At 70.5% G+C, this 18,103-nt stretch carries 16 protein-coding genes and 1 pseudogene; 3 read left to right on the forward strand and 14 right to left on the reverse strand.

Annotated elements, in window-relative coordinates; all coding sequences use genetic code 11:
• Window positions 1-193: 193 nt before the first annotated feature.
• Both rho and ACIRRY_RS12425 read left to right on the forward strand, forming a co-directional pair.
• Window positions 194-1,333: a transcription termination factor Rho gene (rho, locus tag ACIRRY_RS12420; protein ID WP_403971270.1), complete on the forward strand. Its 1,140-nt coding sequence runs from the start codon at window positions 194-196 to the stop codon at window positions 1,331-1,333.
• A gap of 203 nt (window positions 1,334-1,536) precedes the next feature.
• Window positions 1,537-2,283 (forward strand): annotated as a pseudogene (locus tag ACIRRY_RS12425) (D-alanyl-D-alanine carboxypeptidase family protein); the annotation flags it as partial.
• 59 nt (window positions 2,284-2,342) lie between these two features.
• On the opposite strand, the gene ACIRRY_RS12430 reads toward ACIRRY_RS12425, so the two are convergent.
• The 12 genes from ACIRRY_RS12430 to ACIRRY_RS12485 all read right to left on the reverse strand — a co-directional run bounded on the left by ACIRRY_RS12430 (window position 2,343) and on the right by ACIRRY_RS12485 (window position 14,375).
• Window positions 2,343-3,719 carry a glycosyltransferase 87 family protein gene (locus tag ACIRRY_RS12430; RefSeq protein ID WP_403971272.1) on the reverse strand — a complete coding sequence of 459 codons (1,377 nt, stop codon included), beginning with the start codon at window positions 3,717-3,719 and terminating at the stop codon, window positions 2,343-2,345.
• A complete protein-coding gene (gene mptB / locus ACIRRY_RS12435) occupies window positions 3,716-5,110 on the reverse strand; it encodes a polyprenol phosphomannose-dependent alpha 1,6 mannosyltransferase MptB (protein ID WP_403971274.1) in 1,395 nt (464 codons plus the stop codon). The genes ACIRRY_RS12430 and mptB overlap by 4 nt, the downstream gene beginning before the upstream one ends.
• Window positions 5,111-5,245: 135 nt before the next feature.
• On the reverse strand, window positions 5,246-6,178 hold the full coding sequence (locus ACIRRY_RS12440) for a glutaminase (protein ID WP_403971276.1): 933 nt from the start codon (window positions 6,176-6,178) through the stop codon (window positions 5,246-5,248).
• 35 nt (window positions 6,179-6,213) lie between these two features.
• Window positions 6,214-7,623, reverse strand: coding sequence for an aspartate ammonia-lyase (gene aspA, locus ACIRRY_RS12445; protein ID WP_403971278.1), 1,410 nt, complete (start codon window positions 7,621-7,623; stop codon window positions 6,214-6,216).
• A 95-nt stretch (window positions 7,624-7,718) separates the two neighbouring features.
• A complete protein-coding gene (locus ACIRRY_RS12450) occupies window positions 7,719-8,738 on the reverse strand; it encodes an asparaginase (RefSeq protein WP_403971280.1) in 1,020 nt (339 codons plus the stop codon).
• Window positions 8,739-8,770: 32 nt separating this feature from the next.
• Complete coding sequence (locus ACIRRY_RS12455) at window positions 8,771-10,255, reverse strand: amino acid permease (protein ID WP_403971282.1); 1,485 nt, start codon at window positions 10,253-10,255, stop codon at window positions 8,771-8,773.
• Window positions 10,252-10,929, reverse strand: coding sequence for a FadR/GntR family transcriptional regulator (locus ACIRRY_RS12460; RefSeq protein WP_402024560.1), 678 nt, complete (start codon window positions 10,927-10,929; stop codon window positions 10,252-10,254). The genes ACIRRY_RS12455 and ACIRRY_RS12460 overlap by 4 nt, the downstream gene beginning before the upstream one ends.
• A gap of 172 nt (window positions 10,930-11,101) precedes the next feature.
• Window positions 11,102-11,938 carry an undecaprenyl-diphosphate phosphatase gene (locus ACIRRY_RS12465; protein WP_403971284.1) on the reverse strand — a complete coding sequence of 279 codons (837 nt, stop codon included), beginning with the start codon at window positions 11,936-11,938 and terminating at the stop codon, window positions 11,102-11,104.
• 88 nt (window positions 11,939-12,026) lie between these two features.
• Window positions 12,027-12,401 carry a fluoride efflux transporter CrcB gene (gene crcB, locus ACIRRY_RS12470; protein WP_200686325.1) on the reverse strand — a complete coding sequence of 125 codons (375 nt, stop codon included), beginning with the start codon at window positions 12,399-12,401 and terminating at the stop codon, window positions 12,027-12,029.
• A complete protein-coding gene (locus ACIRRY_RS12475; protein WP_403971286.1) occupies window positions 12,398-12,790 on the reverse strand; it encodes a DUF190 domain-containing protein in 393 nt (130 codons plus the stop codon). Before ACIRRY_RS12475 ends, crcB (ACIRRY_RS12470) begins: the two co-directional genes overlap by 4 nt.
• Window positions 12,787-13,248 (reverse strand): fluoride efflux transporter CrcB, encoded by a 462-nt coding sequence (gene crcB / locus ACIRRY_RS12480; RefSeq protein WP_403971288.1) that lies wholly within the window; start codon window positions 13,246-13,248, stop codon window positions 12,787-12,789. Before crcB (ACIRRY_RS12480) ends, ACIRRY_RS12475 begins: the two co-directional genes overlap by 4 nt.
• Window positions 13,249-13,412: 164 nt before the next feature.
• Window positions 13,413-14,375, reverse strand: a complete 963-nt coding sequence (locus ACIRRY_RS12485; protein ID WP_403971290.1) for an SMP-30/gluconolactonase/LRE family protein — start codon at window positions 14,373-14,375, stop codon at window positions 13,413-13,415.
• Between the two features lie 171 nt (window positions 14,376-14,546).
• Between ACIRRY_RS12485 and ACIRRY_RS12490 the strand changes: the two genes are divergently transcribed.
• The gene (locus ACIRRY_RS12490; RefSeq protein ID WP_403971292.1) at window positions 14,547-15,404 is read left to right on the forward strand and encodes a ribonuclease BN; all 858 of its coding nucleotides are present in this window, start codon (window positions 14,547-14,549) and stop codon (window positions 15,402-15,404) included.
• Window positions 15,405-15,413: 9 nt separating this feature from the next.
• Here ACIRRY_RS12490 and ACIRRY_RS12495 read toward each other — a convergent pair whose 3' ends face one another.
• Both ACIRRY_RS12495 and ACIRRY_RS12500 read right to left on the reverse strand, forming a co-directional pair.
• Window positions 15,414-15,695 (reverse strand): ArsR family transcriptional regulator, encoded by a 282-nt coding sequence (locus ACIRRY_RS12495; RefSeq protein ID WP_403971294.1) that lies wholly within the window; start codon window positions 15,693-15,695, stop codon window positions 15,414-15,416.
• A gap of 305 nt (window positions 15,696-16,000) precedes the next feature.
• The gene (locus ACIRRY_RS12500) at window positions 16,001-18,022 is read right to left on the reverse strand and encodes a beta-galactosidase (protein WP_403971296.1); all 2,022 of its coding nucleotides are present in this window, start codon (window positions 18,020-18,022) and stop codon (window positions 16,001-16,003) included.
• Between the last annotated feature and the right edge of the window lie 81 nt (window positions 18,023-18,103).

The raw sequence follows: 18,103 nt of genomic DNA on the forward strand, positions 1-18,103 counted from the left end.
CTTCCGCCGCACAGCCCGTCGATTTCCGACCGGCACAGCGGCTTCTCCACACCACCTCGTGACCAGCGTTTTTCCGCCGCACCCGAGGTGATGTTCCCGCCGCCCCGAGGAGCGCCCATGCGCCCTCCCTCCGCGGCTTCTCCCCCTTCCTTCCGCATGACACATGCACCCGTCCTTGAAAGGACCTCCCATCATGACCACCACACTCGAACCCCCCGTACAGGAACAGCCCCGCACCCAGACCGCCACCGGTGTCCTCGACATCGACGGCAACGGGAAGGGGTACCTGCGGGCGCTGGACTGCCAGCCCACGCCCACCGACCTCCAGGTCTCCCCCGCGCTGATCCGCCGTCACGGCCTGCGCAAGGGCGACCTCGTGGAAGGCCTCCGCGGCGGCCAACGCGCCCTGACCGAGGTCGCGTTCGTCAACGGGCACACGCCCGCCGAACTGCGCGGCCGACGCCACTTCCGCGACCTCACTCCGCTGCACCCCCGTGAGCGGCTCCACCTCGAACACCCGGCGGCCGGCCTCACCGGACGCGTCGCCGACCTCATCGCCCCCGTCGGCAAGGGCCAGCGCGGGCTGATCGTGGCCCCGCCCAAGACCGGCAAGACCGTACTGCTCCAGCAGATCGCGGCGGCCGTCGCAGGCAACCACCCCGAGGCCCGCCTCATGGTGGTCCTGCTCGACGAACGCCCCGAGGAGGTCACCGACATGCGGCGCTCCGTGCGCGGCGAGGTGTACGCCTCCACCTTCGACAAGGCCCCCAAGCAGCACATCGCGCTGGCCGAGCTCGTGATCGAGCGGGCCAAGCGGCTCGTCGAGGCGGGCGAGGACGTAGTGATCCTGCTCGACTCACTCACCCGCCTCTGCCGGGCGCACAACAACGCGGCGGCCTCCGGTGGCCGCACCCTCAGCGGCGGTGTCGACGCGACCGCGCTGATCGGCCCGAAGAAGTTCTTCGGCGCCGCACGTCTCGCCGAGGAGGGCGGCTCGCTCACCATCCTCGCAACGGCTCTGGTCGAGACCGGCTCCCGTGCCGACGACTTCTACTTCGAGGAACTCAAGAGCACCGGCAACATGGAGCTCCGCCTCAGCCGCGAACTGGCCTCCCGCCGAGTCTTCCCGGCCGTCGAGATCACCCCGTCCGGCACCCGCCGCGAGGAACTCCTGCTCACACCGGCCGAGTTGACGGCCGTACGAGGCCTGCGCAGGGCCCTCCAGACAAGGGACGGCCAGGGCGCCACGGAGACTCTCCTGGAGCGCATGCGAGAGACCCCGGACAACGCGACGTTCGTACGCCGCATCCAGCCGACGCTGCCTTCCAACTGACCCGAGCTTGCCCTTTCAGGGGCGCGGGACTGTATCGATATGCGGCTCCGCCGCGTGGCCGCGCTCAGCCCCCACCGGCCCGCAGCCAAACCACTAGCGCATCCGGGTGCACACTCACCCCGCCCGGCCCCGCCATCGCCGTAGACAACGACTCCGTTCCTACGTTGGCCGGTATGACAATCGGATTCTCACCCCGGATCGCCATGTCGACCTGCGCCCTCTGCCTCACGGGCATCCTCGCGTTCACCCCCACCGCGGCGACAGCCAACACCGGGCCGGATCCCACCACCCAGGTCCACCCCAACGCCGGCGCCCCCCAACTCCCGGACATCTCCGCCCTCTCCTGGCTGGTCGCAGACACCCGCACCGGTGACGTCCTGGCCTCCCACAACGCCCACCGCAGACTCCCACCCGCCAGCACCCTGAAAACCCTCTTCGCCCTGACCGTCCTCCCCACGCTCCCCGGAGGGCTCCGGCATCGCGTCACAGAGGAGGACCTGGCCGGTATCGGCGAGGGCAGCAGCCTGGTCGGGGTCGAGGCGGGCCACACCTACCGCGTCGCCGACCTGTGGCGTGGGGTCTTCCTCAACTCCGGGAACGACGCCGTGCACGTACTGGCCTCCCTCAACGGTGGCTGGGACGCCACGGCCGCCCGGATGCAGGCCAAGGCACGCGAACTGGGCGCCCTCGACACGCATGTCATCTCGCCGGACGGCTACGACACCGACGGCCAGGTGTCCTCCGCCTTCGACCTCGCGGTGTTCGGCCGGGCCGGGCTGCGCAACGCGGACTTCGCGCGGTACTGCTCGACCGCCGAGGCGCAGTTCCCGGGTGACGGATCGTCGTACGGGATCCAGAACACCAACCGGCTGCTGACCGGCAACGACGGCGTCGAGCCGTATCCGGGGCTGATCGGTGTGAAGAACGGCTACACCACGCACGCCGGGAACACGCTCGTCGCGGCGGCGCGGCGGGGCGGGCGGTCGCTCGTCGTCACGGTGATGAACCCTCAGGCGGGCGGTGGCTTCACCGTGTACGAGGAGGCGCGCGAGTTGTTGGACTGGGGTTTCGCGGCTGCCGGGCGGGTCGATCCGGTGGGGTCGCTGGACGCGTTGCGGGCGAGGCCGAGGCCCGGTCCCGCGGCCGTGCCGGTGGCCGCCGCTGCCGTGGCGGACGAGGGGCCGGGCTGGGCCGAGACCGCGGCGATCGTGGCCGCCGCGGTGCTGGGCGCGGGTGCGGTGGTGCTGGCGTTGCGGTTCAGGGGCGCGCGGTCGCCCAGGGCCTGACCCGTCGGCAGCCACAGCAGCAGGCCGAGGGTGATCCAGGTGTACGTGTTGCTGCCGAGGAAGCCGTCGATGCCCGAGGAGTCGTCGAACCACAGCCACACCACGCTGGTGCACATCACCGCGTACAGGGCGCCGGCGATCCGCGCGTGCCCGGCGCGGACCAGCACGGAGAAGGACGGCAGCAGCCACACGAGATGGTGCACCCAGGTGATCGGGCTGATCAGACACGCGGTCAGCCCGGTCAGCGCGAACGCGGCGGTCCAGTCCCCCGCGACGACCGCGCGGCGCGCCCGCACCGCCCATACGCACAGCACGAGGACGACGGCCGTCGCCCACAGCGGTCGGCCCGTGTCGCCGAGCCGGGCCAGGACGCCTTGCAGGGACTGGTTGGACACGTAGTCGAGACGGCCCACGCGGGTGGTGTCCCACATCGCCTGGGTCCAGTAGAACTTCGAGGCGCCCGGGACCACCAGAGCCGCGAGCCCGGTCGCTGCGAGCGCCACGGCCGTCGCCAACGCGGCGGCTTTCCAGCGTCTGGCCAGCAGCAACAGGCCGATGAACAGGGCCGGTGTGAGCTTGACGGCAGCCGCGAGGCCGATGCCGACGCCTGCCCAGCGGCCCCGGCCGGTGGAGAGCAGCCAGCCGTCGCCGAGGACGAGGGCCAGCAGCAGGAGGTTCACCTGCCCGAAGCTGAAGGTGTCGCGCAAGGGCTCGAACAGCGCCAGCCCGCAGGCCACCAGCGCCCACCCGAACCAGCCGTACCGCCGCCACCCGGGCCCGGCCAGGATGCGCAGCACCACGGCGAGAGCCGTCAGGTTGAGGACGAGCGCGGCGGCGATCGCGGCGCCGAGCCCGAGGTACCCCATCGGAGCCATGCTGACGGCGGCGAAGGGTGGATAGGTGAAGCCGTATGTCGTCCCGGGCACGTGGTAGTCGTAGATCCGGCCGTCGTGGTGGAGCCAGGTGTGGACGGTGCCGTAGTAGACGCGCAGGTCGAACCAGTCGCGCAGCAGCGGGACGGTCGCGGTGAAGACGGTGACGACGGCCGCGAGGGCCAGCACCAGGAGGAGGCGGCCGCGGTCGGTGGTGGGCGCTCTCATGCCGTACGCCCCAGGGCCGGGGCCTCGGCCGCCTGGCGGGCCTGCCAGAGGACGACGATCGCGAGGACGCCGCCGGAGACGGCCAGCACGAGTTGTCCGACGTCGGCGGGGCCGCCGCTGGGCAGGACCGCGAGCGCGAGGACGCCCGTCACGGCGGCCACGCGGTGGCGTACGGAGGTGCTGGGCGCGGCGGCGGCGATGAGGAACAGCCCCCACAGCGCGTACCAGGGGCGGATCGCCGGGCCGAAGGCGGCCACGACCGCGAGGCTCAGGCCGAGCGCGTAGACCGGGCTCGGGCCCAGGCGGAACCATATGGCGAGGATGGCCGCGCCGGTGACCGCGAGTCCGAGGGCGTGCCAGGCCGGGACGGCGAAGGGCGCGAGGTCGCTGCCGAGGTGTTCCAGCAGGGCGCCGGTGGCGCGGCCGAGGAGGCTGGTGAGAGCCCAGTTGTGCGCCGAGACGGGTGTGTCGAGGGCGCCTATCCAGCCGTAGCCCGTGCCCGCGACGGCCGTGGCGGCGACCGTGGTGACCGCGGACGCGACGACGGTCGTGGTGACGGCCTTGGCCGGGCGGTGGCCCGCGCGGATCTGGAGCAGGACGACCGCGGCGAGCCCGAGCGCGGCCGGTGCCTTGACGAGTGCGGCGAGTGTGACGAGTACGGCCCCGACGACCGGCCAGCGGCCGAGGGCGGCGACCAGGCCGACGCCGAGCAGCCCGAGCATGATCGCGTCGTTGTGGGCGCCCGCGACGAGGTGCAGCAGGACGAGCGGGTTGAGGGCGCCGAGCCAGAGCGCGGCGGCCGGGTCGGCGCCGCTGTGCCGGGCGAGCCGGGGCAGCGCGGCGGCCATCAGGCCCACCCCGAGGAGCGCGATGACCCGCATCCCGAAGAGCCCGGCGGGGAGTTCACCGCGGGTCAGTCCGGAGAGCCCCGACGCCACGGCGAGGAACACCGGGCCGTACGGCGCCCCGGTGTGCTGCCACAGCGGGGCGACCTCGTCGGCGAGGGGGCCGCCGAGCGTGGCGGGGCCGTGCGCGTAGACGTCCATGTGGGCGTCGACCATGGCGCCCTGCGCGAGGTAGCTGTACACGTCGCGGCTGAACAGCGGCGGCGCGAGCAGCAGCGGGGACGCCCACACGGCGAGGACCAGGAACAGCGAACGCGGGGTCGGCGGTTCGTCGGCGCGGATCAGCTTGCCCAGCAGCAGCCAGGCCGCTATCAGCAGGACGACACCGAAGTAGACCCCGACCAGCCCGAGCGCCGCCTGTGCGGAGGCCGGGGAGAAGAGGTCGGCGGACGGGAGCGCCCCGGCCGTCTCACCGCCCAGCGCGAGGACGGCGGTTCCGGCCAGACCGAGTACCTGACAGCGGCGGAGATCGACGGGAAAAGCCATGGCCAACACTCGCCAAGCGTGTCAACTCCGGATGGCGGGAAAGCGACGTGCCGCTCTCCGTGCGGAGGCCTGCGCATGACCTCCGTGTGATCGGGCCGAGCCACCCATGAATTCGCCGTGCGCAGGGGGATCCAGTCAGAACACCGACACCCCGGTGAGCGTCGTGAAGCGGTCCAGGGCCGCGACCCCGGCGACCGAGTTCCCCCGCTCGTCAAGTCCCGGACTCCACACGGCGATTGTGCAGCGGCCCGGGACGATCGCGATGATCCCGCCCCCGACCCCGCTCTTGCCGGGCAGCCCCACCCGGTAGGCGAACTCCCCCGCCGCGTCGTACGTCCCGCACGTCAGCATCACCGCGTTGACCTGCTTGGCCTGGGTGAGGGTGAGCAGCCGGGAGCCGTCGGCGCGGCTGCCGTGCCGGGCCAGGAAACCGGCCGCGAGGGCGAGGTCGGCGCAGGAGGCCTCGATGGAGCACTGCCGGAAGTACTGGTCCAGGAGGACGGGCACCTCGTTGCCGATGTTGCCGTAGGACTTCATGAAGTGGGCGAGGGCCGCGTTGCGGTCGCCGTTCGCGGACTCGGAGGCGGCGACCTCCTTGTCGAAACCGAGGGACGGGTTGCCGCTCTCCGTACGCAGGAAGGCCAGCAGTTCGCCGGCCGCGTCTCCGGTACGGGTCTGGAGCCGGTCGGTGACGACGAGCGCGCCCGCGTTGATGAACGGGTTGCGCGGGATGCCGCTCTCGTACTCCAGCTGGACAAGGGAGTTGAAGGGGTTGCCGGAGGGCTCGCGGCCCACGTGCTGCCACAGTTCGTCGCCCTCGCGGGCCAGGTCGAGGGCGAGGGTGAAGACCTTGGTGATGGACTGCGTGGAGAACGGCTGCCGCCAGTCCCCCACCCCGTACACCGTGCCGTCCAGCTCCGCGACGGCCATGCCGAAGCTGCGCGGGTCGCAGGCGGCGAGCGCCGGGATGTAGTCGGCGGGCCGGCCGCGGCCGGGGGTCCGCTCGATCTCACCGGCGATGCGCTCCAGGACCGGCTGGAAGGTCATCGATGGGGACATGATCACCATTGTGCCTCCGGGCCGGTCCTGGTGCGCGTCCGCGGTCAGCCGGCCACGGGGCCGCTGCCGGCCAGGACCTCGGGCCGCAGCAGGTCTGCGAGGGTTTCGGCGGGCAACAGGCCCTTCTCCAGGACGAGTTCGGCCACGCCCCGGCCGGAGGCGAGGGCCTCCTTGGCGATGTCGGTGGCGGCCGTGTACCCGATGTGCGGGTTCAGCGCGGTCACCAGGCCGATGGAGTTCTCCACGCTCGCGCGCAGCGCCTCGGTGTTGGCGGTGATGCCGTCCACGCAGCGCTCGGCCAGCGTGAGGCAGGCGGCCCGCAGATGCGTGATGCTCTCCGACAGCGAGTGCAGGATGATCGGCTCGAACGCGTTGAGCTGGAGCTGTCCGGCCTCGGCGGCCATGGTGATGGTGACGTCGTTGCCGATCACCTCGAAGGCGACCTGGTTGACGACCTCGGGGATCACCGGGTTGACCTTCCCGGGCATGATGCTCGAACCGGCCTGCACCGGCGGCAGGTTGATCTCCCCGAGCCCCGCGCGCGGCCCCGAGGACAGCAGCCGCAGATCGTTGCAGCTCTTGGAGAGCTTGACCGCGACCCGCTTCAGCACGCCCGACATCTGCACGAACGCCCCGCAGTCCTGCGTGGCCTCGACCAGGTTGGCCGCCGTCACCAGCGGCAGCCCCGTGATCTCCGAGAGATGCCGCCGAGCCGACTCCGCGTACCCCGCGGGCGCGTTGAGCCCGGTCCCGATGGCCGTGGCCCCCAGGTTGATCTCATGGATCAACTGCACAGCCTCGTCAAGACGTTGACGATCCTCGTCAATCATGACCGCGTACGCCGAGAACTCTTGACCGAGCGTCATCGGCACCGCGTCCTGCAACTGTGTACGGCCCATCTTGAGCACGTCACGGAACTCGACGGCCTTACGGGCGAACGCGTCCTCAAGAACAACCATTGACTCGATCAACCCATGGACGGCGAAGACCGTCGCGATCTTGACCGCCGTCGGATACACGTCATTGGTCGACTGACCGAGGTTGACGTCTTCATTGGGGTGCAGGTACCCGTACTCCCCCTTCGCGTGCCCCAACAACTCCAACGCCCGGTTGGCGACAACCTCGTTGGCGTTCATGTTGGTGGAGGTCCCGGCCCCGCCCTGAACCACGTCCACGACGAACTGCTCATGCAGCTTCCCGTCCCGGATCTCCTGGCACGCGGCGACAATGGCGGCCGTCTTCTCCGCCGACAGCAGCCCCAACTCCTCATTGGCGAGAGCGGCTGCTTCCTTGACGGCGGCAAGGGCATTGATCAAGTGCGGGTAGACGGAGATCGGCGTCCCGGTGATGGGGAAGTTCTCGGTGGCTCGCAGGGTGTGAACACCCCAGTAGGCAGAAGCGGGTACATCCCGGTCCCCGAGCAGATCATGTTCGCGACGGACAGCGACGGTCATCGGGTTCACTTTCAGAAGAGGTCGAGGACTGTTTTCAGGGGCGCGGGAAACTGCGCGACCAGCCACAACGGACCCGCGCATCCCCCACAACCGATCTAGGCACACGCGGACAACGGCGACACCGGGTCCAAAGCCCGCACAGGCCGCACACACCCCACCGGCTCCCCACCACCAAACACCGGCTCCCCCGCGAACTCGCCGAGCAACGAGGCGGAAACCCCGGCCCGCACTAGCCCCGCGGCCGCCACAGGAACTCGCGCCCGGTTGGCCCCATCCGCAATCTTCACGGCAACAGCTCGCCCATCAGGCAAGGCGGCAACCTCGACCCCCTCGAACCCGTCCTTGGCCAACAGCCCCGGCACGGCCCGCATCAACGCGGCGACATCCCGCCCGGAACCGGACGCCATCTCCGCGAACTCCCGCATCGCGTCCGCGACCCGAGCCTCAGGCGTCCCCGGCGCGGAAGTGACGATCCGCGAGACACCCCGAGCAAGCCCGTGCAGGGAGATGGAGAACAGAGGAGCCCCGCACCCGTCGACACTCACCCGAGCGATCCGCTGCCCGGTGAGATCCTCGACGATCTCGGCGATCGCCTGCTGAAGCGGATGCCCGGGGTCGAGACAGTCGTCCAGGGACCAGCCGTTGAGCTTCGACACGTACAGCATCGCCGCGTGCTTCCCGGAACAGTTCTGGGCGAGCCGGGACGGCGACCGCCCCTCGCGCACCCAGGCGTCGCGGACGTCGGGGCCGTAGGGCAGATCGGGGACGTTGCGCAGATCGTCCTCGCCGAGGCCCGCCAGTTCGAGGATGCGCCGGGTCCCGGCGAGGTGGCGTTCCTCGCCGGAGTGGCTGGCGGCGGCGAGCGAGAGCAGTTCGCCGTCGAGCGGGAGTCCCGCCCGGACCATGGCGACGGCCTGGAGGGGTTTGATCGCCGAGCGCGGGTAGAACGCGGCCTCGATGTCGCCGAGTTGGAGCTGTACCTGGCCGTCGGCGTCGAGGACGACGACGGAGCCGTAGTGGATGCCCTCGGTCATTCCGCCGCGGATGAGGTGGGCGACGGGTGCGTGGAGGGGTTCACGGATGAGGGGTGGGTCCGCGAGGGGACTGCTGTACATCGCTGCCTGTCGGGGTCAGGACGGCGTGGGTCTCACGCGTCGGGTGCGGTGGTGGACATGTGTGTCACGCGGCGGCGGACGGCGAACCATCCGGCGACCAGCGCGGCGGCGATCAGCGGCAGACAGAGCACGGTGGTGCGTCCGGCGCCGCCGTCGGCGTACATGAGGACCAGGACGGAGGCGAGGAAGGCCAGCGTCACGAGTTCGGTCCAGGGGGAGCCCGGCAACCGGTAGCCGGGCCGGGAGAGTTCGCCCTTCTCGGTCTTCCACCAGAAGAGGAGGTGACAGAGCATGATCATGCCCCAGGTGGCGAGGATGCCGATCGCCGCGAAGTTGAGGACGATCTCGAACGCGTCCGCCGGGACGACGTAGTTGAGGCCGACGCCGAGGACGCAGATGCCACTGGTGAGCAGGATGCCGCCGTAGGGGACCTGGCTGCGGCTCATCACCGAGGTGAACTTGGGTGCGGAGCCGGACATCGCCATGGAGCGAAGAATGCGGCCGGTGGAGTACAGGCCGGAGTTGAGCGAGGACATGGCCGCGGTGAGGACGACGAGGTTCATGACACCGCCCGCCGCCGGGATGCCGATGTTCGACAGCACGGTCACGAAGGGGCTCTGGCCGGCGCTGTACTTGTTCCAGGGCAGCAGCATCGAGAGCAGGAGCACCGAGCCGACGTAGAAGATGCCGACACGCCACATGATCGAGTTGATCGCCTTCGGCATGATCTTCTCGGGGTTCTCGGTCTCGCCGGCGGCGACGCCGACCAACTCGACGGAGGCGTAGGCGAAGACGACGCCCTGGACGATCAGGAGCATGGGCAGCATGCCGTTGGGGAAGATGCCGCCGTTGTCGGTGATCAGGGACGGGCCGGGGGTGGTGCCGTCGACCTGGTGCTGGGTGGCCAGCAGGAAGATGCCGATGAGCATGAAGACGACGAGCGCGCCGACCTTGATGATCGCGAACCAGAACTCAAGCTCGCCGAAGAGCCGTACAGAGATCAAGTTGACGGTCAAGACGACCGCGAGGGCGATCAATGCGATCAACCATTGAGGGATGTCGGAGAACATGCCCCAGTAGTGGGTGTACACGGCCACGGCGGTGATGTCGGCGATGCCGGTGGTGGCCCAGTTCAGGAAGTACATCCAGCCCGCTATGTAGGCCCCTTTCTCGCCGAGGAACTCGCGGGCGTACGACACGAAGGCGCCGGACGAGGGCCGGTAGAGGACGAGTTCGCCCAGGGCGCGGACGACGAGGAAGGCGAAGAGTCCGCAGACCGCGTACGCGATGAAGAGGGAGGGGCCGGCGTCGGCGAGGCGGCCGCCCGCGCCGAGGAAGAGGCCCGTGCCGATCGCTCCGCCGATGGCGATCATGTTGACGTGCCGGGACTTCAGGGACTTGCTGTATCCGGCGTCTCCGGCGTCAACATGGCCGGATCGTTTCTGCACGCCGTCGTGCAGGGGCTGCTCGCTGTCGTGCAGGGGCTGCTCGCTGTCGTGCAGGGACTGCTCGCTCACGCCTCGGGTCCGCCTTCCGTGGGGGTGTCCGTGCGCGTGGGGCGCACGATGTCGGTGAGGGTCGTCTCGACCCGGTCGAGGTGGTGGGACATGGCCTCGACGGCGTCCGGTTCGCTGCCGTCGATCAGCGCCTCGACGATCGCCCGGTGCTCACGGTTGGACTGCTCGCGCCGGCCGCCGAGTTCGTTGAGGAACGCGGACTGGCGGGCCAGCGCGTCGCGGATCTCCTCGATCACCCGGCGGAACACCGGGTTCTGGGCGGCCTCGGCCACGGTGAGGTGGAAGAGGGTGTCCATCGCGACCCACGCGGTGGTGTCCGTCTCCTGTTCCATCCGGTCCAGGAGGTGGGCCAGGTGGTCCAGGTTCTCCGGGGTGCGGCGCAGTGCCGCGTACCCGGCGACCGGGATCTCGACGTGGCGGCGCACTTCCAGCAGGTCGCTGGCCGCGTAGTCGCCGAAGGTGGGGTCCTCCACGGCGTTGGCCACCACGAAGGTGCCCTTACCGGTCTTGGAGACGGTCAGCCCCATGGTCTGCAGGGCCCGCAGGGCCTCGCGGAGCACGGGCCGGCTGATCTCCAGGGTGCGGCACAGCTCCGCCTCGGAGGGGAGCTTGTCGCCGATGGCGTAGTCGCCGCGCTCGATGGCGCCGCGGAGGTGGACGAGCACCGCTTCCATGGCGCTGACGCGCCGCGGCCCGACTCCACCTGTCTGGCTGTCTGACAGGTTCACGGACGTGATCCTGCGGGTGACGGGACAGTGCTGTCAAGCGATCGGAAAAGAAAAATACAGAGGGCGTGCGGCCTGAAAATCCGGCTTCACGCCCTCCGCGATGATCGTCCGCGCGGTGTCAGCTGTTGAGCACACCCGTGCCGAGCAGGCCGAACAGCAGCAGCCCGATGACGATCCGGTAGATCACGAAGGCGTTGAAGGAGTGCTTCGCGACGAACTTCAGCAGCCAGGCGATGGAGGCGTAGGCGACCACGAACGACACGACCGTGCCGACGGCCAGCGGGGCGGCGCCGACCCCCGCGCCCAGGGCGTCCTTCAGTTCGTAGATGCCGGCGCCGGTCAGTGCGGGGATGCCGAGGAAGAAGGAGAGCCGGGTGGCGGCGACCCGGTCCAGGTCGAGGATGAGACCGGTGGACATCGTGGCGCCGGAGCGCGAGAAACCGGGGAAGAGCAGCGCGAGGATCTGTGAACTGCCCACCAGCATCGCGTCCTTGAACGTGACGTCGTCCTCACCGCGCTTGTGCCGGCCCATCTGGTCCGCGGCCCACATGACACCACTGCCGACGATCAGCGAGGCGGCGACGACCCACAGCGAGCCGAGCGGCCCGTCGATGAGCGGCTTCGCGGCGAGGCCCACCAGCACGATCGGGATCGTCGCGTAGATCACCCACCAGGCGAACTTGTAGTCGTGGTGATAGCGCTCCTCGCGGTTGCGCAGGCCACGGCCCCACGCGGTCACGATCCGCACGATGTCCTTGAAGAAGTACACGAGGACGGCGGCGATCGCGCCGACCTGGATGACGGCCGAGAACCCGACGACGGAATCGTCGTCGACGGGGATCTTCATCAGCCCCTCGACGATCTTCAGATGGCCGGTGGAGGAGACGGGCAGGAACTCGGTCACCCCCTCGACGACTCCGAGGACGGCGGCCTGACCGACGCTGATGACGCTCATGAGATCCAGTTCTTCGGGATTGGTCGACAGTGCTGTAGACAATAGCGCCGGGGGCGGTGCCGCTCGGGCGCGGGAGCCGCCCGACCTCTTACGCCCACAGGGCCTGCGCGATCGACACCCCGACGAATACCGCGCCGAGGCCCGCCATCACGCTGCCGACGACGTTGGCGGCAGCGTAGAGGCCCGCCCCTGTCTCGGTCAGCCGCAGTGTCTCGTACGAGAAGGTCGAGTACGTCGTCAGGGCCCCGCACAGGCCTGTCCCGACGAGGAGTTGGAGATGCGAGCCCGCCGCGCCGGCGGACACCGCACCGGTCAGCGTGCCCAGGATCAGACAGCCGGTGACGTTCACCGCGAAGGTGCCCCAGGGGAAGACGGAGTCGTGTCGGGTCTGCACGGCGCGGTCGGTGAGATAGCGGAGCGGAGCACCCACGACGGCTCCCGCGACGACCAACAGCCAGTTCACAACGACCTCTTACCCTTCGCGCGACCCCTGGTGTCCGTTTCGCCGGAGTCGTCCGCGCGGCCGACGTACCGGATGACCTCGCAGTCGTCGAGGATCACCAGGCCCTCGGCGACGAGTTCGTCGAGCTGCGGCAGGAACGCCCGGACCCGCTCCTCGGTGTCCACGATCACGATCGCCACCGGCAGGTCCTCGCTGAGCGACAGCAGCCGTGAGGTGTGGATCAGGGAGGAGGCGCCGAAGCCCTCGATGCCCCGGAAGACGCTGGCACCGGCCAGCCCGGCCCGGTGTGCGCGGTGGACGATCTCCGAGTACAGGGGCTTGTGGCGCCAGGTGTCGTTCTCGCCGATGAAGACGGTCACGCGCAGGGCATTGCCGGTCAGCCTGGTCATCGCTGCCTCCGCTTCAGGACGCGCCGGGCCGCCGTCACTCCGAGCCACACCGCCGCGAGCGCCGCGAGCAGGGTCGCGGCGAGGTAGGCCAGCGCGGTGCGGGGATGGCCCGCGTCGACCAGTTTCTGGATGTCGACGGCGTATGTCGAGAAGGTGGTGAAGCCGCCGAGCACACCGGTGCCGAAGAACGGCCGCACCAGCCGGTGAGCGGCCCACACCTCGGTGACCACCACCATGAACACGCCTATGACGGCGCAGCCCACCACATTGATCCCGAACGTCGCCCAGGGAAATCCGCCGCTCCGCGCGGGCCACCACAGGGACGCCGCGTAGCGGGCCACGGCACCGATCGCGCCGCCGAGCGCGACCACCGCGACGACGGTTCCCTGGCCGCGCCAGACGGACGGGCGCGGGGGTCGGGTCGGGGCGCGCAGGCTCTCGGCTTCGGGGGCTGTCATGGCCGTACGTCTCCTACTCGTCGGGGGCCCTGAGGGCACACGCCTCTACAAGTAGGGACCGTTGGCGGCACCACTGCCGCGGTTCGGGTACGGCGGGCCCCACCGCCGCGCCGCGAGAGCTGATCGCGGCCGGGGATCAGGGTAACGCCGGGGGCCTGCCGGGGTCACTTCGGGGCGGGCGGCTCGCACAGCGCGACACCGCGTTCGCGGAGGCTGCCCAGGACGAGATGGCCGACCGCCTCACAGGCGCTGGTCACCATGCGGAAGGACGAGCCGCGCGCGACGAGGTGGTGGACGATCCGTCCCGAGTCGTCGACCGCCAAGGCCCCGATCATGCCCGTGGGGTGGAAGGGCACATGGACGGCGATACGGCCGGCCGTGTGCCGTACGGCGTCCGAGCCCCGGTGGAGGAGGTCGAGCGGGGCCACCCGGGGACCGGCCAGGGCCACCCAGATCGGCCCGTCGGTTCCGGCACGCCAGATGTTGTCGGGCATCCCGGGGAGGTCCTCGACGAAGACGTCGCTACGGCCCGCCCGCGGTCCGGTGAGCCAGTAGCGGGTGAGGCGGTACGCGCCGGTCTCGGCGATCGCCAGGAAGGACTCATCGGCGCTGAGGGCGAGCCCGTTGGCGAACTGGAGCCCGTCCAGCAGGACTTCGGGGGTGCCGCTGTCGGGCGCGAGGCGCAACAGGCGTCCGGTGCCGGTGTGTTCGACGATGTCGGCGAGCCACTGGTGGAGCGGGTAGCGGCGGCTGGAGACGGTGAAGTACACACTGCCGTCGGACAGCGCGACCACGTTGCTGCAGAACCGCAGCGGCTCCCCCGCCACCGAGTCGGCGAGGACGCGCACCGTACCGTCCCCCAAGTCGACGCCCAGCAGCCCGCGTTCCGCGTCGCACACCAACAGGGCGTCGTCCGCGAGGAGTTCGAGGCCGAGTGGCCTGCCGCCGGTGTCGGCGAGGGTCTCCACCCGTACCGTCTCGGGGTCGCTCAGACCGTCCAGGCGGAGGATGCGGCCGTCCTCTACGCCGGTCAGCACCCGGCCCCGGGTGTCGGCGACCACGTCCTCGGGGCCGCGGCCGCCGATCGCGACGTAACGGCGGGCGAGCAGGGCCTCGGGTCGGTCCATGAAAGCCTCCACGGTTCGGGTCGGCGAGCGTACGCTTGCTGCTCTTCCCGGTCATCGCGGCATCCGGTCACGTTTGCCGAGCGTATTGCCGGCTACCCGGATCCCGCTGCCGGTCGGCGAGAAGGGGGCCCTCATGTCACGGTCGGCCACCCGTCGTGCGGGACGGCAGCGGTGAGACGGGTGCGGGCGGTGTGGCAGGGGCTCGGCCTCGCCGAACTCAACCGGCGCGGGCGGGAGTTGGAGCTGCTCCACCGGGCCATGGGGTTCGCGACGCTGGCCCTGGTGACGCTGGCGCCCCTGCTGATCGTGGTGGCCGCGGCCGATCCGATCGGGCACGGCGGGTTCGCGCTGTGGCTGGTGGACGGCATGGACCTGTCCGGCCGGTCCGCCCGCGCGCTCACCGACGTCTTCACCCCGCCGCGCAAGGTCATCGGCACCACCAGCGCGTGGAGCGTGGCGCTGCTCGCGCTGTTCGGCCTGTCCTTCGCGTCGAGCGTGCAGAACGGCTACGAGCACGTGTGGCGTCCTACCGGCGCACCCTGGCATCGCATCTGGCGCCAACTCATCTGGCTGGTCATGCTGATGGGCTACCTGTACGCGCAGGTGCAGACCCGCACCGTCCTGGAGGGCACGCCCCGCATCCTGCTCAGCATGGCGGCAGGCCTCCTCTTCTTCTGGTGGGGCCCGCACTTCCTGCTCAGCCGTCAGGTCCACTGGCGCTATCTGCTCCCGGGCGCGCTCGCCACGATGGCGGGCCTGGTCGGACTGCGCTGGTTCTCGTATCTGGTGTTCACTCCGCTCCTGGTCACGCAGGCGGTCAGCTACGGCCCGGTCGGCACGGTCCTGGTGGTGGAGTCCTGGCTGGTCGGCGTGGGCTTCGTGCTCTACGGCGGCGCGCTGGTGGGCCGGCTGCTGTGCGAGCGGTTCGGGGACCCGGACGCGGCTTTCCGCACGGAGCCGGAGGAGACAGTGGAGGAGGAGACGGAACCGGAAGCGCCTCCGACACCCTCGCCGCAGGACACCCTCTGAGGTCCCGCCCTACCAGCCCTTCTCGAACATCCGGGCCACCTCGGCGATACGGACCTCGTCGCGCCGGTAGTAGGTGCGCAGCCGGATCCGCCGGGTGCGCAACAGGCCCAGGGACACGAGGAGTTCGAGGTGGGTCTCGGCCACCTGGCGGGACACGCCCAGCTTGGCCGCCACCGCCTCCGAACCGACCCCTGCCTCGTCGAGGTACCGATGGGGCGGGAAGTGGGCGGCCGGATCTCTCAGCCACTCCAGGATGTCCAATCGTCGCTGACCAACCGGAGTCCTCAGCATCTCGTGCCCCTCCGTCCTGCACGCCGCTTGCCGTGCCCTCCCACTGTCCCGCAGCACGGTCCATCGCGTCCCGGACTCGGTGACCCTTGTCCGGGACCGACCGTTCCTGTTCGGCACGGCCGCAGCCACTGGGGCGTGGGGCGACAGGCGGGACGCGATGAGACCACCGGGAACGAACTCCGGTTCCTGGAAACGGAGTTGGCCGAACCACACCGCCCCAGCCGAACAAGAACGCACGCGCGCCGGACGACGGGCGTCCCCCTCCGCCCGCGGCTCGTGGCTCGCGCGGGCGGAGGGGAGCCGGGTCAGCCGTCGAGCCGCAGCACCCGAACGGCTCCGGCGGGGACCGCCAGGTCGCCCGCGGCGCGCTCGCCGGTCAGCAGCTCGGTGCCGTCGGCGCCCAGCGGCACCTTGACGTCCGAGGCGCTGTGGTTGATCACGAACAGGAAGCTGCCCGACTCGCCTTCCCTGCGCACGACTTCGACGTCGTACGGCAGCTCGGCGCGCGGCGCGATCCGGGCGTCCTCCGTCGCCCAGCCGAGCAGGGCGTCCAGGCCGTGGGCGTCGAGACGGGTCGACACGTACCAGGCGGTGCCCTCGCCGAGGCGGTGCCGGGTGACGGCCGGGTGGTCGGCGGTGAGTCCCTCGGCGTACGTCCACACGGTCTCGGCACCGCGCGGCACCACGAACTCGGTCCACACGTCGCCGGTGAGTTCGGAGCCGTCGGGTCCGGTGATGCGCACCCGCTGCCCCGCCAGCAAGGGCGAGAACTCCTCGACGGTCAGGCCGAGTACGTCCCGCAGCGCACCGGGGTACGCGCCCTCGTGGACGGCGTCGTGCTCGTCGACGATGCCCGAGAAGTAGGAGACGACGAGGGTGCCGCCCTGCTCGACGTACCGCTTCAGGTTGCGGCCGGCCGCCTCCGTGGTCAGATACAGGGCGGGTACGACGACAAGGGGATAGGCCGACAAGTCGGCTTCCGGGTGGGCGAAGTCGACCGTGAGGTGACGGTCGAAGAGGGCCTCGTAGAAGGCGTCGGCGCGCTCGCGGGCGTCGTGGTCCTCGCTCGGGCGCCACTCCAGCTTCTGCGCCCACCACGACTGCCAGTCCCATACGACGGCCACGTCGGCCCGTGTGCGGGTGCCGCGGATCTCGCTCAACTCCTCGACGGAGGCGCCGAGTTCGACGACCTCGCGCCAGACGCGGGTCCCGGTGCCGCCGTGCGGGAGCATCGCGGAGTGGAACTTCTCGGCGCCGCGCCGGGACTGACGCCACTGGAAGAACATCGCGCCGTCCGAGCCGCGCGCCACGTGCGAGAGGGCGTTGCGGGCCATCTGGCCGGGGGCCTTGGCGGGGTTGCGGGGCTGCCAGTTGACACCCGAGGTGGAGTGTTCGAGGAGCAGCCAGGGGGCGCCGCCCGCGACGGAGCGGGTGAGGTCGGCGGCCATCGCGAGGTTGACGTGGGTGCGCCGGCCGTCGGTGATCAGGTAGTGGTCGTTGGTGACGAGGTCGACCTCGCGGCCCCAGGCCCAGTAGTCGACGGACTCGCACTGGCTGAGGGCGGCCATGAAGTTGGTCGTCACCGGGATACCGGGCGCGAGGCGGTGCAGGATGTCCCGTTCCGCGACGAAGTTCTCGCGCATCGTGGCGTCCGCGAACCGCGTGTAGTCCAGCGCCTGGGCCGGGTTGACGGCGGTCGGGGTGAGCCGGGGCGGGTTGATCTGGTCGAGGGTCGCGTAGCACTGGCCCCAAAACGCCGTGCCCCAGGCCTCGTTGACGCCGTCGACGGTCTGGTACGTCCGGGTCAGCCAGCGGCGGAAGTGGGCGGCGCAGGAGTCGCAGTAGCAGGCGGAGACGGGGACGCCGTACTCGTTGAAGACGTGCCACAGCGCGAGGGCCGGGTGGGTGCCGTAGCGCTCGGCGAGCTGGGTGGTGATGTTCGCGGCGGCGGCGCGGTAGTCGGCGTCGCTGTGGCAGATCGCGCCGCGTGAGCCGAACTCGTAGCGGGTGCCGTCGGCGGTGACGGGCAGGGCCTCGGGGTGGGCGCGGTAGAACCAGGCGGGCGGGGCGACCGTGGGGGTGCCGAGGTCGGCGCGGATGCCGTGCTCGTGCAGCAGGTCGAGGAGGCGGTCGAGCCAGCCGAAGTCGTACACACCGGGCTCGGGTTCCAGCAGTGCCCAGGAGAAGATCCCGACGCTCACCATGGTGACGCCGGCCTCCCGCATCAGCCGGACGTCCTCCTGCCAGACGCTCTCCGGCCACTGCTCGGGGTTGTAGTCCCCACCGAAGGCGAGCCTGGTGAGGCCCTTCAGGGTGGTCTCCGGCATGGATCTCTCCCGTAGTCGATCATTTGGGAACGTGCACACAGCGCGCCCTACGGCGCCGCCTCAACATAACCGCACGCCAGT

It is taken from the genome of Streptomyces sp. NPDC101776 (assembly GCF_044766845.1).
In the GTDB taxonomy this organism is placed as follows: Bacteria; Actinomycetota; Actinomycetes; order Streptomycetales; family Streptomycetaceae; genus Streptomyces.

What these genes read in the sequence shown, in the direction of transcription:
- rho (WP_403971270.1), top strand. Translation starts at nt 194, where the DNA reads ATGACCACCACACTCGAACCCCCCGTACAGGAACAGCCCCGCACCCAG.
- ACIRRY_RS12475 (WP_403971286.1), bottom strand. Translation starts at nt 12,790, where the DNA reads ATGACCAGGCTGACCGGCAATGCCCTGCGCGTGACCGTCTTCATCGGC.
- crcB (WP_403971288.1), bottom strand. Translation starts at nt 13,248, where the DNA reads ATGACAGCCCCCGAAGCCGAGAGCCTGCGCGCCCCGACCCGACCCCCG.
- ACIRRY_RS12430 (WP_403971272.1), bottom strand. Translation starts at nt 3,719, where the DNA reads ATGAGAGCGCCCACCACCGACCGCGGCCGCCTCCTCCTGGTGCTGGCC.
- mptB (WP_403971274.1), bottom strand. Translation starts at nt 5,110, where the DNA reads ATGGCTTTTCCCGTCGATCTCCGCCGCTGTCAGGTACTCGGTCTGGCC.
- ACIRRY_RS12500 (WP_403971296.1), bottom strand. Translation starts at nt 18,022, where the DNA reads ATGCCGGAGACCACCCTGAAGGGCCTCACCAGGCTCGCCTTCGGTGGG.
- aspA (WP_403971278.1), bottom strand. Translation starts at nt 7,623, where the DNA reads ATGACCGTCGCTGTCCGTCGCGAACATGATCTGCTCGGGGACCGGGAT.
- ACIRRY_RS12440 (WP_403971276.1), bottom strand. Translation starts at nt 6,178, where the DNA reads ATGGTGATCATGTCCCCATCGATGACCTTCCAGCCGGTCCTGGAGCGC.
- ACIRRY_RS12450 (WP_403971280.1), bottom strand. Translation starts at nt 8,738, where the DNA reads ATGTACAGCAGTCCCCTCGCGGACCCACCCCTCATCCGTGAACCCCTC.
- ACIRRY_RS12460 (WP_402024560.1), bottom strand. Translation starts at nt 10,929, where the DNA reads ATGGAAGCGGTGCTCGTCCACCTCCGCGGCGCCATCGAGCGCGGCGAC.
- ACIRRY_RS12465 (WP_403971284.1), bottom strand. Translation starts at nt 11,938, where the DNA reads ATGAGCGTCATCAGCGTCGGTCAGGCCGCCGTCCTCGGAGTCGTCGAG.
- ACIRRY_RS12485 (WP_403971290.1), bottom strand. Translation starts at nt 14,375, where the DNA reads ATGGACCGACCCGAGGCCCTGCTCGCCCGCCGTTACGTCGCGATCGGC.
- ACIRRY_RS12495 (WP_403971294.1), bottom strand. Translation starts at nt 15,695, where the DNA reads ATGCTGAGGACTCCGGTTGGTCAGCGACGATTGGACATCCTGGAGTGG.